Origin of the sequence: Paenilisteria rustica (assembly GCF_013820765.1) — a bacterium.
Lineage (GTDB): Bacteria > Bacillota > Bacilli > Lactobacillales > Listeriaceae > Listeria_A > Listeria_A rustica.
Map to the genome: position 1 here is coordinate 56,730 of NZ_JABJVM010000012.1, position 18,804 is coordinate 75,533.

14 protein-coding genes are annotated in these 18,804 nt (G+C 43.0%); 9 read left to right on the top strand and 5 right to left on the bottom strand.

The features are described from left to right. Positions 1 to 83: 83 nt before the first annotated feature. Positions 84 to 1,652, top strand: coding sequence for a S1C family serine protease (locus HPK16_RS11675; RefSeq protein ID WP_181677123.1), 1,569 nt, complete (start codon positions 84 to 86; stop codon positions 1,650 to 1,652). A gap of 194 nt (positions 1,653 to 1,846) precedes the next feature. Here the strand turns inward: HPK16_RS11675 and HPK16_RS11680 are convergent, their stop codons facing one another. Further along, positions 1,847 to 2,233, bottom strand: a complete 387-nt coding sequence (locus tag HPK16_RS11680) for an ACT domain-containing protein (RefSeq protein WP_181677124.1) — start codon at positions 2,231 to 2,233, stop codon at positions 1,847 to 1,849. A 122-nt stretch (positions 2,234 to 2,355) separates the two neighbouring features. Between HPK16_RS11680 and HPK16_RS11685 the strand changes: the two genes are divergently transcribed. The 4 genes from HPK16_RS11685 to HPK16_RS11700 all read left to right on the top strand — a co-directional run bounded on the left by HPK16_RS11685 (position 2,356) and on the right by HPK16_RS11700 (position 5,890). Continuing rightward, on the top strand, positions 2,356 to 2,685 hold the full coding sequence (locus HPK16_RS11685) for a PadR family transcriptional regulator (RefSeq protein ID WP_036082190.1): 330 nt from the start codon (positions 2,356 to 2,358) through the stop codon (positions 2,683 to 2,685). Further along, on the top strand, positions 2,685 to 3,104 hold the full coding sequence (locus tag HPK16_RS11690; RefSeq protein ID WP_181677125.1) for a permease prefix domain 1-containing protein: 420 nt from the start codon (positions 2,685 to 2,687) through the stop codon (positions 3,102 to 3,104). The genes HPK16_RS11685 and HPK16_RS11690 overlap by 1 nt, the downstream gene beginning before the upstream one ends. A 155-nt stretch (positions 3,105 to 3,259) precedes the next feature. After that, positions 3,260 to 4,861 carry a glycosyltransferase gene (locus HPK16_RS11695; protein WP_181677126.1) on the top strand — a complete coding sequence of 534 codons (1,602 nt, stop codon included), beginning with the start codon at positions 3,260 to 3,262 and terminating at the stop codon, positions 4,859 to 4,861. Between the two features lie 162 nt (positions 4,862 to 5,023). After that, positions 5,024 to 5,890, top strand: a complete 867-nt coding sequence (locus HPK16_RS11700) for an Abi family protein (RefSeq protein WP_181677127.1) — start codon at positions 5,024 to 5,026, stop codon at positions 5,888 to 5,890. 75 nt (positions 5,891 to 5,965) lie between these two features. Here HPK16_RS11700 and HPK16_RS11705 read toward each other — a convergent pair whose 3' ends face one another. The 3 genes from HPK16_RS11705 to HPK16_RS11715 form a co-directional block, all read right to left on the bottom strand. After that, the gene (locus HPK16_RS11705) at positions 5,966 to 6,796 is read right to left on the bottom strand and encodes a carbohydrate ABC transporter permease (RefSeq protein ID WP_181677128.1); all 831 of its coding nucleotides are present in this window, start codon (positions 6,794 to 6,796) and stop codon (positions 5,966 to 5,968) included. A 14-nt stretch (positions 6,797 to 6,810) separates the two neighbouring features. Further along, on the bottom strand, positions 6,811 to 7,692 hold the full coding sequence (locus HPK16_RS11710; protein ID WP_425487932.1) for a carbohydrate ABC transporter permease: 882 nt from the start codon (positions 7,690 to 7,692) through the stop codon (positions 6,811 to 6,813). Positions 7,693 to 7,778: 86 nt separating this feature from the next. Beyond that, complete coding sequence (locus HPK16_RS11715) at positions 7,779 to 9,017, bottom strand: sugar ABC transporter substrate-binding protein (RefSeq protein WP_181677130.1); 1,239 nt, start codon at positions 9,015 to 9,017, stop codon at positions 7,779 to 7,781. A gap of 333 nt (positions 9,018 to 9,350) precedes the next feature. On the opposite strand from HPK16_RS11715, the gene HPK16_RS11720 reads away from it, so the two are divergent. The 3 genes from HPK16_RS11720 (at position 9,351) to HPK16_RS11730 (ending at position 15,082) form a co-directional block, all read left to right on the top strand. After that, on the top strand, positions 9,351 to 11,510 hold the full coding sequence (locus HPK16_RS11720) for a glycoside hydrolase family 3 N-terminal domain-containing protein (RefSeq protein WP_181677131.1): 2,160 nt from the start codon (positions 9,351 to 9,353) through the stop codon (positions 11,508 to 11,510). 72 nt (positions 11,511 to 11,582) lie between these two features. Further along, positions 11,583 to 12,536 (top strand): LacI family DNA-binding transcriptional regulator, encoded by a 954-nt coding sequence (locus tag HPK16_RS11725; protein WP_181677132.1) that lies wholly within the window; start codon positions 11,583 to 11,585, stop codon positions 12,534 to 12,536. Positions 12,537 to 12,865: 329 nt separating this feature from the next. After that, positions 12,866 to 15,082 carry a SpaA isopeptide-forming pilin-related protein gene (locus tag HPK16_RS11730; protein ID WP_181677133.1) on the top strand — a complete coding sequence of 739 codons (2,217 nt, stop codon included), beginning with the start codon at positions 12,866 to 12,868 and terminating at the stop codon, positions 15,080 to 15,082. Positions 15,083 to 15,139: 57 nt separating this feature from the next. Here HPK16_RS11730 and HPK16_RS11735 read toward each other — a convergent pair whose 3' ends face one another. Next, on the bottom strand, positions 15,140 to 16,159 hold the full coding sequence (locus HPK16_RS11735) for a WxLIP family cell surface protein (protein ID WP_181677134.1): 1,020 nt from the start codon (positions 16,157 to 16,159) through the stop codon (positions 15,140 to 15,142). A gap of 309 nt (positions 16,160 to 16,468) precedes the next feature. Between HPK16_RS11735 and HPK16_RS11740 the strand changes: the two genes are divergently transcribed. Next, entirely contained in the window at positions 16,469 to 18,760 is a 2,292-nt protein-coding gene (locus tag HPK16_RS11740) for an LPXTG cell wall anchor domain-containing protein (protein ID WP_181677135.1), read from the top strand. The last annotated feature ends 44 nt before the right edge of the window (positions 18,761 to 18,804 follow it).

An 18,804-nucleotide genomic window follows, 5' to 3' on the forward strand; every position in this document is an offset into this window, starting at 1 on the left:
ATAAAATTTCATAGTTTTTTCATAATTAGGGTATAGAATAACTATATGGATACGTCTACAATTTGGAAAGGGATGAATAATGCATGGATGATAAAAACAAAGACTTGGAAACACATAAAGATGAACTAGCAAGTGGGGCTTCTCCTGAGAAGTTACCGGAGTCACAATCTTACGAAAAACCGGAGCCAACTGGGGATGCGGCGGTACATACGTCATCTGAGCCACAAGTTGCGCGTGATATCCCAGTTGAAGCTGTGCATTCTGCAGAGGGCGTGACGCCAGAAGGTGAGCCGTTTGCAACAGCGACGAAAGAGGAGGCAGAAGCGAGTTCAACGCATGCTTTCTTTGATGCTTCGGCTAGTGAACCAGAAGTGAAACCGGTGTCTGCGAATAGTGGTGGTGGAAATAATGTTGTTCCACCGGTACCTCCAACGCGTGCTGGTGGAGGCGGAAATGGTAGTGAGCCGCCGAAAAAAGAAGGTAAGAAGAAACCGATGCTAGCGGTCTTCTTAACTGGTCTTCTAGGTGTTTTGATTGGTGCATTAATCGTGCTTGGCTTCTCATGGGGTGCGCTTCATGATGACAATACTAGCACGACCTCGAATACGACATCCACTGGTAGCGGCGAAACGAAAAAAGTGACGGTTGAAAACACGACAAGTACGACAAAAGCACTTGAAAAAGTACAGGATGCTGTTGTGAGTGTTTTGAATTACCAAGCCGGAACATCGATTAGTACAGATGCATCAGCGGAAGAGGAAGCTTCTTCTGGATCTGGTGTTGTGTATAAGAAATCGAATGGTAAAGCCTACATCGTGACGAATAATCACGTGGTAGAAGGTGCTAACAAATTAGAAGTCAAATTTTCAAATGGTAAGAAAACAGAGGCTAAGCTTGTTGGAACGGACAAATGGAATGACTTAGCGGTTCTTGAGATTAGTGATAAAAATGTGACGAAGATTGCGGAGTTTGGGAATTCTGACGCGCTTAAAGTTGGCGAAACAGCGATTGCGATTGGTAGTCCACTTGGAACAGAATTTGCTGGAACGGTAACAGAAGGTATTATTTCTGGTCTGAATCGTACGGTTCCTGTTGATACAAATGGCGATGGTACGTCTGATTGGGAAGCGGAAGTTATTCAAACGGATGCAGCGATTAACCCTGGTAACAGTGGTGGAGCGCTTGTCAATATTGAAGGTCAAGTTGTTGGTATTAACTCGATGAAGATTTCGACGGAAAACGTAGAAGGTATCGGTTTTGCGATTCCAATCAATACGGTTGAGCCGATTATCGAACAATTGGAGAAAAATGGAGAAGTAGAGCGTCCATCGCTAGGTGTGACATTGCGTGATGTGGATACGATTCCAGAAGTACAACAACAACAAGTTTTAAAATTACCAGATGGCGTTGATTATGGTGCGATGGTACAACAAGTCGTTTCCGGCTCAGCTGCTGATAAAGCTGGTTTGAAAGAATATGATGTTATCGTTGAAATGAACGGTAAGAAAGTAACAAACTCGATGACACTACGCCAAATTCTATATTCGAACGATGTCAAAGTCGGCGATAAGATGGAAGTGAAGTATTATCGTGATGGTAAGAAGGAAACAACGACGGTGACACTTACTGCAGCCAGCTCAACCAACCAGTAACGCAAGAACCGAGAAACGCTCATCTGCGTCGTTAAAGGCTCTGTTCCGGTGCTCATGTACAGGTCGTACATTCCGCTCCGGTACTCGCCTTTGCCTAGCAGCTAAGCATTTCTCGGTCCTTGCTGGTTTAGCGGGGAATGCGAGATTTAATAGGAAAACACGATTCTCTAACGCCTGAGAATCGTGTTTTTTTGTTAGGTTGTGATTTGGTGGCCGGCGTTTGTTAGAGTTGTGATTGCGTGGTCTAGGTTGGCTTGCTTCATTAGGATGTAGTCGGTGTTGTAGGTGGAGACGGCGAAGATGCTGATTTCTTTTTCGGCGAGGGGTGTTGCTATTTTGTTTAGAATGCCGGTTAGGGAGAAGTCGAGGATTCCTTCGATTTTTAGGAGGAACCAGTCGGATTCGGTGGATTGGGCTTCTATCGTGTCGAGGGATTCGGTGGGCATGATGATGGAGCACTCTTCATTGGTGTATGTGATGCTTTTGAATTGGCTGGTCTCGGTTTGGAACCATGTGGGTACTGGGAAATTTGGGTGGAATTTTGCGATGGTGTAGGTGGTTTTGTCTAGTTTTAATTTCATTGGGAAATAGCTCCTTTTTTATAAGCGTAGCATGAATTTTGGTGGGTTGCAAAATCTTTTGTCAGGTGGTAAAGTTAAGGGAGATTATAATTCTATCTGGTAGAGTAATTTGAGGGGTGATTTTGATTCGTAGTGATATTTTAAGAGGGCATGTGGACTCGATTATTTTGCGAATTTTGGCGGATGGGGATTCTTATGGTTATGAGATCTCGAAGCAAATTAGTGAACGGACGGGTGATCGCTTTCAAATTAAAGAGGCGACGTTGTATGCGGTTTTTCAGCGGCTGGAGAAGAAGCAATTGATTGAATCGTATTTCGGGGAACGCTCGCACGGTGGGAAGAGAAAATATTATATGATTACAAGTCTTGGTCGGGCTTATTTGAGTGAGATGGCGCGGGAATGGCGAGAAATTAAGGGTATTATGAACCTTTTTTTGGAGGAGATTGATTAGTGAATAGGATATCGGAATTTGTGGAGAAACTATTTGAGAATGTACCGGAGAGCGATCAGGCGGCGCAAATCAAAGAAGAAATTACGTACAACTTAGCGGAAAAAGTAGCGGACTTGATGGAGGAAGGGAAATCGGAAGAGGACGCTGTGAATAAAGCGATTATTGAGTTTGGAGATATCGATGAGATTATCGCGGAATTGGAAGTGGCTAAGCCGAATACGAAGAAACGACGAGCGCTTGCGAAAGTGAATTTAGGGTTTTCAATTTGGGGCGCGGCATTGCTGATTATCTTATTTATCGTTGTGAATGTGATGTATTCACCAGATGTTTTGTGGTGTATTTTCCCCATTTTTGCAGTGCTTTGGTGGCCGCTCGCGATGTTTTATTTTTGGTATCGGCGTAAGGCTGAGGACAAATAGGTTTGGGTAAGTCAATGCAATTTTCTTCTTGATGAAGAGTTGTTATTGGCTTTTTATTTGGTTGCGAAGAAGAAAATGAAATTGAATTGTCTCTTTTCTCGTTTGGAAAAAAGAAGAACGGGAATATTGGAAGAAACGTGAGGAGGCGAACTTGGATGGGAGAGCGTTATTTGAACTATTATTCCCAAGAAGCTATTCGAAAAAATAGCGTTGTTATTGTGTCTGAACATGAGGCGTTTATAGAAGACATAATGGGGCATCCGATTTTTCTGGGGATATCGCTAGAATCGATGAGTGATAAGGCTTTGGCAAGTGCAGCATATGTTGTTTCGGATGGGGAGATGCCGAGTTATTTTATAAAAAAAGACGGTCAAACATATATTCATTTTTATCGTGGGGAGCCGCTGGAGCCTTTGTTAATGCGTAGTTTGCTGCATGCGGATTATATTGTAACAGATGGAGCGCTACCACTTTATTTACAAGAAGTTATGTCTGGGATGGTTATTACCTCACAACAATGGGTGGCTGGTTCATTGTCGGTGAAACAAGATAGCGATGCCAAAAAGACTATTTTGATGTATTGTGGTGGCTTTAAAAATAATGGGATTACGACGTCTGCTATTAATTTATTGCATAATTTAGACTACGAGCGTTATCGGGTTATTGTGATGGATACGGAGGCGCTTCAGGATGATTGCAAACGTAATTTTAAAAAATTGGATCCGTGTGTGTTGCGGGTGACAGTTGTTGGCGGCATGCTTCGGACCGAAGAGGAGAGCAAAGCGGAAGAGCGGCTTTTCACGGCTAGTCATGAGCTATATGTGGAGTTTGGCCCTGAAGATTTTTTAGAAGAGCAAGTGAAACGGTTATATCAGCGTGAATTGCGGCGCATTTTAGGGGAAACGAAGATTGATATTGCGATTGATTTTGATGGTTATTTTAAGTATTGGACCTTGTTACTTGCGACGAGTGGGGCCAACCAGAAATTGATTTATCAGCATAACGAGATGATGCAAGAGTATCGCAAAAAATTAGGTGTGGACTACAAGCATCGGGTGGATTTAAACGTGATTTTTTTGCTTTATAATTATTTTGATAAAATCGTTTCGGTGGCGGAGCATACGCGAGATTTGAACGAGGCAAAATTGCGACATCTGGTGGAGAATAGCTCAGAAAAAATGGTTTATGTGCATAATTCACTGGATTATGAGGCGGTGCTTAAGGCTGCGGATGAAACTTCGGATGTTGAGCTAGATGTGGATAGTTTTTATTTTATGACGATGGGAAGGCTTTCGCCTGAGAAGAATCAGCGAATGTTGATTGAGGCTTTTAAAGAGGTTACGGCGAAGCGCAAAGAGGCGAAATTAGTATTAATCGGCAATGGAGAATTGAAGGAAGAGCTTGCGGAATGGATTCGGGAACTGGGTTTGGAGGAACATGTCAAGTTGCTGGGACAAGTGGTCAATCCATTCCCATTATTGAAGCGATGCGACGTATTTATTTTGCCATCGAATCATGAGGGGCAACCAATGGTGTTGCTAGAAGCGTTGATTTTGCGGAAGGTGATTGTGGCAACGGATATCCCTGGATCGCGGAGTATTTTGGAGGATGGTTATGGTTTGTTAGTTCCAAATTCAAAAGAGAGTTTGGTGGAGGGGATGTTGCGAGCGCTGAATGACGAGGTGGCTACTAAAGAATTTGATTACGTGGGGTATAATCAGCGTGCGATGGAGATGTTTTATAGCATGTTAGAATGAAATGAGTTCAAAAGCAGTGTGGTTATGTTGCAGTTGAAGGTGACAAAGATAACGAGACATGGTATACTTAGGGTAATAAAACTCCGCACACCTATCCAATTTCGTTAGAGATTGTGAAGTGGAACAGGCGGGGTCGTTTTTTATATACAGGAGAGTGCTATAATGCTAAAAACAGATAAGCCAGCCACCACTTATAGAGAACAAATTGGGATATTAAAGAAAAAAGGTATGTTATTCCCAAATGAAATATTTGCAGAAAACTTCTTGGAAAAGGTACAATACTATCGTTTGAGTGGGTATTGGTTATCTTATTTTGAAGAAAAGGATAAATTTGTTGATGGGTTATCTTTTGAAAAAATAGCATCTATTTATATATTTGATAAGGAGCTCAGAAATAACTTGCTCTACGTTATTGATAATATCGAAACAGAAGTGAAGTCTAAAATAGCATACAGATTTGTACATGACTGTTCCCCACTAAGCTATATGAATGCTCAGAATTTTCGAAGAGAAGAGTATCATGCAATTTGGTTAGAGAAATTTTATAGAATTGCCAACATCAAGGATCGGAATAAAGAGCTTTTTGTATCATGGTACAAAGACAATTACAATAGTAAATTTCCTTTTTGGGTTGTGGTTGAGATGTGTAATTTCAATGATATCTCAAAATTTTATAATAATCTAAAACCGAAAGTTAAAAAAAGAATGCGTGGTTGTTTTCAACATGACTATGAATATATTGAAAGTTGGCTGCATACTACTGTATTAATACGAAACATCTGTGCTCATAATGGGAGACTATATAATCGTAGTTTAGCGATAACGCCTAAGCTGTTAACTGAAATGCCTCAAGATTTGAACACAAAAAGGATATTTACACCAATACTTATACTGAAATATTTATGCTCAGATAGAGAAATATGGAATGAATTTGTAAAGCGTATGGAGAAAACTTTTGATAAATATGAAGAATGGTTTGAATTAGAGCAAATAGGATTTCCTAGCAATTGGAGAAGCTTATTAAAGTAATACGATTGAATCCTGTACATGCCAAAATACCACCCCAGGACAATTTGGAGTGGTATTTGTCGTGTAACAATGATGTTATTTCAATCCTGAAACATTGAATCCTTTCAAAATGTATTTTTGGAACATCATGAAAATCAGGATAATCGGGATGACCATGAAGGTGGAGCCAGCCATTTGTAGTGCATAGTTGCTGGCATATTGGCCTTTTAGTAAGGATAGCCCGACCGAGAGTGTGTAGTATTTTTCGTCATTTGCGATGATGAGTGGCCATAGGAAGGAGTTCCAGCCGGCGATGAAAGTCAGGATGCCTTGAACGGCGAGGACTGGTCGCGAAATTGGCAGGATGATTTTCCAAAATATGAAGAATTCGCTGGCGCCATCGAGTCTCGCGGCTTCCATTAGTTCGTCTGGAATCGTCGACATGAACTGGCGGAACAGGAAAATTCCGAAGGCTCCGACAAGGCCGGGTAAGACGATACCGGTCATCGTGTTGGTCAGGTGGAACATGTTCAGGATCAGATAAACCGGAATCATGGTGACTTGTCCAGGAATCATCATCGTTGCAAGAACCATGTAGAACATCTTGTTTTTACCGCGGAATTTGAACTTGGCAAAGCCGTAACCTGCCATGGCGTTCAGGAATAGACCGATGAAGGAAAACAGGACGATGACAAGTGTATTGCGTAAGTAAACACCAAAATTCAGTTCTGTGAAGAGGCTTCTGAAGTTGTCCCATGTGAATGTTTCTGGCCAGATAGTCGGTGGGATTTGCAGGATTTCTGCGTCAGTTTTGACAGAGGAGAGGACCATCCAGATGAATGGAAGGATCATGAAGAATCCGCCAACTGCTAAAATAAGACCAACGAGCCATTTGGCACCGCGTGATTTGTTTGCATATTGATTCATTTTTTTCACTCCTCCTACATTTGGGTGTCGTCATGACGGTTTTGAATTTTGAATTGCACAATGGTAATGATGATAATCGCGATGAATAGGATGAATGAGCCTGCTGCGGCATATCCGAATTTGCTCAGTTGGAAACCGTTTCGATAGATGAACAGCGCCACGGATGTTGTGCTATCAAGGGGTCCGCCCTGAGTCATAACAAACGGTTCTTCGAAAAATTGCAACCAGCCGATCATTGTTGTAACGGTCACGAAGAAAATCGCAAAACGTAATAGTGGAACCGTTACATTTGTGAGTTGCTTCCAGCGATTGGCGCCGTCTAGTTGAGCGGCCTCATAATATTCGCGTGGAATGCCTTGTAGTGCGGCTAAAAAGATGATCATATTAACGCCGATTGCCCGCCACAAAGCGAGTATGATTAAGGAAATTTTGGCGATAGTCGGGTCTTGTAACCAAGGTACCGCGGGCAAGTCGAGTAGGGATAGCAAATAGTTGAATAAACCGAATTGCGGGTTGTATAAATAGCTCCAAACAACAGCGACCGCAACAACGTTCGTGATGGACGGTGTATAAAAAATCAGCCGGAAGAACTGGAAAATCTTCGCTTGGCTGAAATTAATCATAAGCGCGATTCCGAGTGAACAGATGATGACTAGAGGCACGCCGATGATAACATAAAATAGCGTGTTGCCAATCGATTTTAGGAATATCGGGTCGGATAGGACGTTTTTGTAGTTTTCTAGGCCGATGAAATTGATTTTTGACCAATCGGCGAGTCCGACGAGATTGATATCGGTAAAGCTGATAACAAAAGCGATGACGATTGGAAAAAGGGAGAACATGATTAACAGTAAAAGTGCTGGTGAAATGAATAGGTACGGTGTTTTTTGATCCATAAAACGGCGCAAATGGTAAACCTCCTTAAGGGTATGTAGTCAGGGCAAGAGTAGCTGAATTGGCTACTTTTGCCCCGAATGGTCCATTATTTTTTTAGAATGGTGTTGACTTCGTCGTTGAATGTGTCCATCTGATCTTGGACGTCCGCGCCACCACGATAGATCTGCTCAAAGCTCTTCATGTAGGCTTGCGCGATTTCTTCAAACTCGGGGATCAATGGCATTGGTTCCGCATTCGCCATTTGTTCGCCGAATATTTTATAGAATTGGTCGCCTTTTAGTGTTTCGTTTTCCCATGATTTTTGAGCAGTAGGTAGAGAGTTGGTTAGTTCCATCCATTTGAGTTGGGTTTCTGGTTTGCTCATATATTGGAGGAATTTTCCCGCATCATCTTTGTTTTTCCCATATTTGAAGACGGCTAAATTTGCTCCACCAAGGCTTGACATGTTGTTTTCTTTGGCTGGAAGGACGGCAGTGGCCCATTTTCCATCGATATCGGGCACGGTGTCTTTAACGGCTTTTACCATCCACGGACCGCTGATGAACATAGGGACGATCGCATCACCGCTAAATGTTTGGGCGACATCTAGACCGAGATCATCTTTCGGTGCCGAGCCATTTTCAAAAAAGCTGTTTAGATAGGATACGGCATCGACAAATGGCTTTTTGTTGAAAACGGGATTACCAGCATCGTCGAAAAGTGGTGAACCGTTTTGACGACCGAACATGAAACCGAGGCTTTGCTCTTTGCCATCAATGTTAAGGCCATACATATTATCTCCGCGTTTGGAGAGTTTTTCAGCGACTTCGGATAGTTCATCCCATGTTTTTGGGGCATGATCGTAGCCTGCTTTTTTTAGTATATCGGTGCGGTAGAAGAGAACGCGCGTATCGGCATACCAGGGAACCGCGTAAGTTTTATCGTCAAATTGGGTTGTTTTTGCTGAACCATCGAAAAAATTCTTAGCGTCTAGTTCAGGATATTTATCTGTGTATGTTGCTAGGTCTTCCAGTGCGCCTGCCGCAACGAATTCGGGCATCCAGGTTGTTCCCATTTGAACGACATCTGGTCCAGATTTTGAAGCAACAGCGGTCAGTAATTTATCATGTGCATTAGCCCACGGAATGGCTTGTACTTTCACTTTTATGCCTGTTTCCTTTTCGAAATCTTTCGCGAGTTTTGGTAATTGTTTGGCTTCATCTCCCATTGCCCAAACGTTTAGAACCTTTGTATCGGCAGCGTCGTCGGAATTTCCGCAACCGGCAAGTGCCGCTCCTACCACTAAAATAATCGTTAATAATAACATACTCCATTTTTTCTTCATCTTTTTTCCTCCACCTTTTTATTTTTATTGAAAACTGGCGTTGCAAAAAATGCTTTGTTTATAGAAACGTTTCGATAAAGCTATTATAAAACAAAATGAAATCGGTTACAAGGGGTAAATATAATAGTTATCTGGATTTTGGAGTTGTTTTTAGAGGCATTTATAGGAAGAGAAAATTTGAAAAAATATTTATTTTTAAGCTTGAAATGAGAATTTGGAAGGATAAATAGGATTGTATTGAGAAATTTGTTTGACTGGGAAAAAGAAAACGCTTATACTGTTGATATGATTAAATAGAAACGTTTCGAAATATTAGGATAGAGGACGTGCATTATGAAAAAAATAGAGCTTGGAGAATTATTGGGGCAGATGACAGTATCGGAGAAAGTAGGACAGCTTTTGCAGTTGGCGCCAATGTTTTATAAGGGGACGATTACAGAAGGGGAAATTACGGGACCGATGGCGGAGATGGGTATTACGACGGAAGTCTCGGAGAATGCGGGATCGGTTTTAGGGTCGACGACGGCGAGTGAGATGATCGCGATTCAGGAGGCGTATTTGAAAACGAATCGGCTGGGGATTCCGCTTATTTTTATGGCGGATGTGGTGCATGGATATAAGACGATTTTTCCGATTCCGCTTGCGATTGGGGCGACTTGGGACGTAGAACTGGCTGAGAAAATGGCGGCGATTTCGGCAAAAGAGGCTACGGCAGCGGGACTACAGGTCACTTTTTCGCCGATGGTGGACTTGGTTCGCGATCCTCGGTGGGGGCGTGTGATGGAGTCGACGGGTGAAGATCCGCATTTGAACAGTGCGATGGCGGCGAGTTTTGTGCGTGGTTATCAGGGAAATCCGGATGAGTTGGCAGAAAATCATGAAAAAATGGCGGCTTGTGTGAAGCATTTTGCGGCGTATGGTGCGGCGGAGGCTGGGCGTGAGTATAATACGGTGGATATGTCGATGCGGGAGTTGTATCAGAATTATTTGCCGGCTTACACGGCCGCGCTTGAAGCGGGTTCGAAGCTTGTAATGACGGCGTTTAATGTGGTGGACGGGGTGCCAGCGACGGGGAACGAGTGGTTGATGCGAGACGTGTTGCGGGATGAGCTTGGTTTTGATGGCGTGCTGATTTCGGATTGGGGCGCGGTTAAGGAGATTATCAATCATGGCACGGCGGCGAACTCGGTGGAGGCGGCTGATGTGGCATTGCGCGCGGGTGTGGATATCGAAATGATGACGACATGCTACTTGGAAAATTTGGAGCGCTTGATTGCGGATGGTGCTTTGCCGGTGGGATTGTTGGATGAAGCTGTGATGCGGATTCTGGAGTTGAAGCGTGATGTCGGGTTGTTTGAGGATCCGTATCGTGGCTTGAAGGGGGATGTGGACCGGCAGCAGGATATTTTATCAGTGGAGCATCGGGAGGTGGCGCGCGAGATTGCGGCGGACGCAATGGTATTGTTGAAAAATGACGGAGACTTGTTGCCGCTTGGGGCGACGGGCAGGAAAATGGCGCTTGTTGGACCGCTTGCAACGACGCAGGACGTGCTAGGTGCTTGGTCGTGGCTGGGCGATATGAAGGATGCGGTGTCCATTGAGGATGGCATGAAAGCGCAGTTTGACCAGGTGGATGTTGCTGGTGCGATGGATACGGAGAACGTGACGGAGGCTGAAATCGCAGAGATGGTTCGTGTGGCGCAGGACGCGGATGTGATTGTGTTGGCACTTGGTGAGTCGGCTAATCGGAGCGGGGAAGCGAACAGTATTGCAACGATTCGATTGCCGGAGACGCAGTACCCGATGATTGACGCGATTCGTGCGCTTGGGAAGCCGGTCGTGACAGTCCTTTTTAATGGTCGGCCGCTTGATTTACATGGTTTGATTGAGGCTAGCGATGCATTGGTGGAGGCTTGGTTTCCTGGTACGGAGGCTGGAAATGCGGTGGCGGATATTTTGAGTGGACGCGTGAATCCTAATGGGAAATTGCCGATGTCGTTCCCATACACAACGGGACAAATTCCGGTTTATTATAATCATTTGCGTACAGGAAGGCCGGCAGATGCTGCGGATGCGCAAGAGCATTATGTGTCGCAATACATCGATATCCCGAATCAGCCGCTGTTCGATTTTGGCTTTGGACTGAGTTACACGACTTTTGCGTACAGTAATCTCGAACTTTCGAGTGATACGATTACAAAAATGGATACGTTGACCATCTCAGTGACGGTGAAAAATACAGGGACTATCGCTGGAAAAGAAATTGTAGCGCTTTACGTACAGGATATTGTCGGAAAAGTTAGCAGACCGTGCAAGGAATTGAAACGTTTTACTAAAATTGATTTGGCGCCAGGCGAGGCTGTGGTGGTTACTTTTAATTTGACGGAAGAGGATTTACGTTATTACAAGCCAAATCTAGATTTTACAAGCGATCCAGGTGATTTTAACGTATTTATCGGAACGCATTTGCAAGCTGCATTTTGTTTGGCTTAAATGAGGTAGGAAATAGACATTTGGCTGTAAAATAGTGCATAATAAAGAAAAGGAAACAAGGAGCGGATCGCAGTGGTTGGGATTAAAGATATAGCGAAAAAAGCGGGTGTCTCGATTTCCACTGTTTCTTATGCGTTAAATGGCAGCCCAAAGGTCACGGACGCAACGAGACAACGAATTGTGGCAATCGCGGATGAGTTAAACTACATTCCGAATATGGCAGCACGAACGCTAAAAACACAGAAAACGAAGATCGTGGGTATTTACTTGGCGAATTATAGTGGTGTATTTTATGGTGAGTTGCTACACGGGCTTACGGATACGTTGCTAGCTAAGGGTTATGAGTTGATTGTTTGCAGTGGTATGAAGGCGCATCGTTTTTTGCCAGAGCGAATGATTGATGGTGCGATTATTTTGGATATGGGATTTTCGACGGAGGAATTGTTGGAGTACGCAGATCGTGGTCACAAAATTATCGTGCTAGATCGCGAAGTGGAGCACCCTAATGTGAGGCAGGTACTGCTCGATAACAAGGCGGGCGCAACGCTTGCTGTCGACTATTTAAAAACTGGTTTTACCGGTAAGTTCTACATTGTGACTGGACCTACAAATACGTATGATAGCGAGGAGCGTTTGCGCGCGGCGCTTTCGGAGTTGGAGCGTTTTCGTGATGAGGAAGTTATCGTAATTCCTGGCGATTTCTCAAAAGCAACAGGTGAAAAAGCAGCACAGCAGATTGAAGAGGAGTGGGCTGGTGAACCGGTAGCTGTTTTTGCGCTCAATGATGAAATGGCGATAGGAATGTATAATTATTTTGCAAAAACGCAGCTTGTGATTGGTCGCGATGTGAAGGTTATCGGATTTGATAATACGGAAGTTGGGCAATATTTGCACCCGCGCTTAGCGACGATTGAGTACTCGAAGTATAAATGGGGCGCAGTAGCCGCGGAGAAGTTGTTGAAGTTACTAGAAGATGAGATGGTGGAGGATGAGATTATTTATACTTCTCTAATCCCTAGCAATTAAATGATGATAAAAGTTGTCAAGTTGGTCTGTTTATAGGACCAACTTGGCAACTTTTTTATTGGTTTGCTTTGTGATTTGCAGACATAGATTATAACAACAGTAATTCTTGTTATAGTGGAGTGATTGCTTCGATTTAACTCGAGGCGCTTTTCCAATAGGCATATATAACCGAAATACAAATAGACACAAAATGGACACAAAATGAATGGATAAAATAACAAAATGGAAAAAAGCTCTATATATTGCCAATGGGGGTTTGTGGTATATTCAAGGCAATCCGTTTTTTTCGGAGTGGTAAAATGTAGAGAAAATTTTTAAGGGGGAAAATGATGAAAACGAGAAAGTATGTAGCGATACTCATGATTGTATTACTAAGTTTACAATTAGGTACGCTATTCACAGAGGCTACGGTTAGTAAGACGGTAAGTAAAAGTAATACGATAAAAACATCGATTACGGTGAATCCAGGTATAATAAAAAGTCGGGAAGAAGTGAATGTGCTCGTCAATATTTCGGCTAGTGCGGGGGCATTTTTGACAGAACAGGGTAAAATTACGGTCACTATCCCAAAAGAAATCGTTTATAATATAAACGATTTCAATACGAAGATGATTATTCCGGCACCATTTAAATTAGACCGTATTGATAAAGATGCTAAAGATTATGTACTTCTATTTTCAGTAGATACGGACATGATTGGTGCAAATGATGCATTTACTGGCACATTCCAGATAAAATTCGGAGCGCCAATTTTGAAGGTAGGCGATGAACATGCGGACACTCAGAATTTTACCGTAGAATACGCTGGTGATAAGCAACAAGCAAGCGTTAATATTCAACGAGAGCATAAATTGATACTTCCTATTTTTGATAAGTGGTACAAAGGGGATTTCGATGAGAATGGTATCGCGAACCTTAATACGACATCACCTGAGGAGAATCGCTTCCAACTTGTTGTGAACTACAGGGGCATTGATTTGAAGGATGTTAAAGTAGCAGATACGTTGCCGGAAGGAACCACCCTGATCACAGCCACTAAAAGGACATCTGTGACTGGTGATTCTATGGTCAAAGATAATATCCGCATTATGAAGGTAACTGGTTTTGATGATGAAGGAACGGCGATTACTTATAAATACGTTACAGATGAATTTCAAGATAAGATAGCATATGATAAAGCAAACAATAGTTTCTCAGTCGATTTTGGAGATATTGGAGCGGACGAGACCTATTTTGTAGAGTATGCTTTAGCGATTGATAACTTGAATTTTGGGACGCCGAAAAATAGAGCGAATTTCACAGCGAGTAACAGCCCAACCATTGAAAAAGAAGTCGCTGTTCAAGCAATCACGCACTACGGGACAAGCTATATTCTAAATAAAAGCGTGGATAAAACGTCTTTAAATCACGATGAGAATGAGCTCAATTATACACTGAAATTAGAGCTATTGGATGGGGATGCAATTCCAGCTGGGACAGTTATTACAGATCCGTTAAGCGCAAAAATGATTTCTCCTGAAATAGCAGCTTATGATACAAGTAAATTTGATATCAAGCTTGAGGACAATAAGTTGCTGATTACAACGCTAAAGAATATTCAAAAAGGAGAAGTCGCAGAGTGGCATTTTAAGGTGAATGTGAGAAGCTTGCAAATGGGTGAGGAGCTTTCTAACCAAGCTTTCTTAACGCTTCCGAATAACGTGATTTATTCCAACTCGGTTTCGACGCGTAAATATGATGGACGGATTCAGATTAAGAAAGTAGATAACTTAGGCCAGCCAGTTCAAGGTGCACACTACGAAATTGTAAACGATAAGAAGGAGCTTGTTTTTGAAGGGCGGACAAATGCGGAAGGGCTACTTATTTCGAAGGCGCTGAAATTAGGGAACTATACGGTAACAGAAACAGAGGCACCTGTTGGATATATACTGGATAGTACGCCTTATTATGTTGTGGTGAGCGATGCGGATACTGTGCCGATTATTCTAGGAACCGAGAATAAACTTCGATCTGGAACGGTAGCTCTAACGAAAATAGATGCAGAGAATCAACAACTACTTTTGGAAGGTGCTACATTTGAGTTGCAAGACGGCGAGGGTAAGGTTTTATTTACAGAGCTTGTCACGGATGCAGCGGGAGAAATAGTAGTGTCTGGATTGATGCCAGGAAGCTATCAATTTATCGAGACGGAAGCACCAAAGGGTTATACATTAGATGGTACACCGGTGACGTTTGACATTGAATTGGGTGAGAATAATGTGGCAGTTCGAGTTAGTAAGCAGAATAGTCGTGAAGCACGCTTGGTACCGGGGGATTCAGAACCATCTGTGACACCACTTCATCCGCCGATGGAGGCGCCGAAATCGCCAGTGGAACATCCCATACAAAATGTGGTGGAAGTGCCGGTCGATAGGGTGGTTAAAGTTGTTTCTGATGTAGAGAAATTGCCGAAAACAGGTGATCTTCCAGCGAGTCGGACTATTGCATTTGGTTTAGGTTTAGCCACACTTGGTTTGGCAGTCTTAATCAGAAGGAAAAAGGGATAATAAGTACTCAAGATAGAAAAAACTGCCAACCTGTTTTAGAGGTAGCAGTTTTTTTCTTTATTCTTCATCCGCGTCTTTTCTTGATCTCCTACCAAGCAAGAATACAAGCAGAAGTACTAGCAGGGCAAGTATCGACCCAGCGATAATATATAACCAGGTATAGTCTTTCTCAATATCGAGTGCTGTTTCGTTTAAATCATTTGCAGTTTGATCGTCTATTGTGAAATATTCAGACCATTCCCAGACCAGTTCACCACTTGTCGCGATCATGTCTAGGCGGTATTTTCCAGGTTCAAATTCTTGTTTATCCCAACTAATCGGGAAGTTGAAATTGGAGTTTGGAGCCATTCGCATGTTTTGCTTAAAACTTTCATGCAATACTTTGGTGCCGTCTTTTTTATAAATCTGTGCTTCGACGTCTAAGTCTTTGAGGATCGTGGCTTCTGTATTTTGCAAGTTTGCTGTTACGACATTTCGATAGTTGATTTGCGTCGGTGTAATCTCGTTTAGTGTCAGATCTGCTTTGACTTTCGTATCATTTTGGGAAAGCATCATACCGATGACGTACGCGTATTGATTTTCAATTTGAATCTCCTTAGATTGTGAAGCTTTCTTCTCTGCTGTCTTTTCTTTAAAATAAATGCCGCCAAGGATAGTGCCATCGAAAGCTTCGTTTGGCATGCTTATTTTGATGGGGTAATTTTTGCTTGAGTTGGCTGGAAGAACGACTTCACCAGCTGATTCTGTAAGCTCCGATATCGGGTACTTCAACGTTTCATCAAGCTTCGGATTCTCTTGGCTGTAATCGACAATACCGTTATCGTTCGTAACGGCAGTATTCACAGAAGTTAGGACGGTCAGTTCTTGATCGGTTTCGTTTGTCAGCGTTACATTCACGGTCTGCTCTTTCCCTGGTGGTAAATTCAGATGGAAGTAGCTCTTCGTTTTGTCGATTTGATTTTCAGGGATGTTTGCGCTTACGGAGAAGTTCATTTCAGCTGCATCGCTGTGTATTGGGAATATGAGCGATGAGGCCAATAACGGTACGATTAAAAATAGGGTCATTAGTTTTTTCATGCAGAGTTCCTCCTAAAATAGAATAGCGATAATAAGGACTCTCTAACGGAGAGGGGGCACGCACTAGAGAGTTTTGAGGGGGAAAAAGGGGGTTATGTCTGGAGGGGTGTGAAGTTGTTTACATATTAAGTATACGATATAAAAGCAAGAAATTAAGAATTATATCATAAACTTTTGGAAGTGAGAAAAAAATGATATTGGAATTTAATGTCGGTTAATAATTATTTAATCTGTAGCTTATTTTTAGTTTAGAATTGAGCGTTATGATGTAGAGAGTATCAATTTTCGAATAAAAAGGAGAATGTAAAAATGACACAATCAAAAAAAGTATTGACTTCTATACTAGTAGCCACGACGATTATCGCAGGTGTGGCGCCGCAAATCGCACCAATTGGGGCTTCGGCTGCAGGAACAAGCGCAACTACGGCGAGTGTAGCGGCAATCACTGAGTTGCGTTCGCTTAACGCGATGACGCTTCAAATCAAGTTTGACGGAACATTGCCAGCAGCGGATGTTGCGGATAGTAATTTGGCTGCGATTAAGGAACATTTTGAGTTTAGCGGTGGGCTTAGTATTGTCAATGTACCGCGTTTGAAATCAGGTTCCACGGATACGTATATTGTGCCGGTGACGATTCAAAATCCGGGCGCGACTTATACGCTGAGTTATAAAGGTGGCGCGACGCAGACTTTCACAGGAAGCAATGTAAAGGTTGGGATTCGCGATACGAACCAAGTGACGAGCGATACGTTTGAATTGGAATCGTTCCAAGCCGAGGGTACCGTTGATTATGCGAATATTATTGCGGCATATGCAGGCGGACGTGGTGACCAAGCGTTTGTAGTCGATGACGATAATAAAAATGCGGCTGGGCAATCACTCCAAGTGATTTCGTCATTACGTGATCGTAGCGTGACGCTTACTGGGACGAATGGTGATGTGTATACGGCGAACTATGTACCATTTACGCAAGCATCGGATCGCCGTCAAGCACCGAAATTCCGCTTGCCTGCGGGGGAAACATTGACGCCAGGCGTGACGTATACGGTGACTTCTAATTGGGCAACAATTGCTAATCCTTCATTTACAGCACGTGCTATGGCACCACTAACAATTGATGCTGCAGAATTTGTAGACGCAACTTCTTTCAAACTGACGTTAGCCTCAGATCCAGGAATGGACTTGCTAGCTGGACGCAGTGTTGTTCTAAAAGGCACAGATGGCAGTGAGCTAACAGCAAGCTATCGTTTCTCTTCACGCCAAGGTGCGACAGGTACTTTTGATGTGACTGGTGGTGGAACGTTGAATGCAGCAATCGCTTATGAAATTGTACCACAAAATAACTGGGCTGCAAGTACAGATGTTACATTAGGCCAAAAAGCAGCTTACAAAGTAGAGTCGTTAAACGCGATGACGCTACAAATTATTTTTCCAGAGGCGCTTTCTGCGGACGAAGTGGCTGATAGTAATTTAGACGCAATTAAGAAAAATTTTGTATTTAGTGATGGTTTGAGTATCGTGAATGTACCACGTTTGAAATCTGGATCTAAGAGCACTTACATTGTCCCGGTGACAGTACAAGAACCTGGAAAAGCCTACACGTTGAGCTACAAAGGAACGCCGGTTGAGACGTTTGTTGGTAGTTCGGCTAAAATCAATATGAGAGATTCGGCGCAAGTAACGAACGATACGTTTGAACTGGAGTCATTCCAAGCGGACGGCGTGGTTGATTACGCGAATATTATTGCGGCGTACGCAGGTGGACGTGGTGACCAAGCCTTCACAATTGATGATGATAATCGTGATTCGAATGGCAAGCTGTTTCAAGTTATTTCCTCTTTACGCGATCGTAGCGTGACATTGACTGGAACGAATGGTGATGTCTATACGGCGAATTATGTACCATTTACGCAAGCATCTGACCGTCGTCAAGCACCGAAATTCCGCTTGCCAGTCGGTGAAAAACTGACACCAGGCGTGACGTATACGATTACTTCTGATTGGGCAGACGTTGCGAATGCTTCCTTCACTGCAAAGGAAATCGCGCCGCTAGTTATTGCGAAGGCAGAAGCTATCGATACTAAATCGTTCGAATTAACACTAGATAAAGATCCAGGAATGGACTTACTTGCGGGGCGTCAGGTAGAACTTAAAGGTGCAGATGGTACGACACTAGTAGCGCAATATCGTTATTCTTCACGCCAAGGCACGACAGGTATTTTTGACCTTGTGAGTGGGGAGCTTGATAAAGATACTGTCTATACAATCACACCGCTGAACAATTGGGCAGTAGCAACGAATGTAACACTTGGCGAGGCTGAGGCAGTACCAGAAGTAGTGGATCCAGACAAGCAACCAGACAAAGAAATCATTGTTGCACCTGAAAAAGAGAACAATACTAAGCCGACACTTCCAGGATCAGTAGATAGCAAGAATGCTCCGGGTGTGGCAGATTCGCAAACAGATACAACAGGAAACGCAAAAGACTTGCCGAAAACTGGTGATACAATGCCGATTATCCCGATGACAGCAGGACTTGGTGCTATTTTGACAGCAGTTTATATGCTTTTGAAACGTAAATTTGCGAAAGTAGAAGACTGAGTTAAGGCGTTTGTTTTGGGAAAGAATGATTTGCTATAATGCAG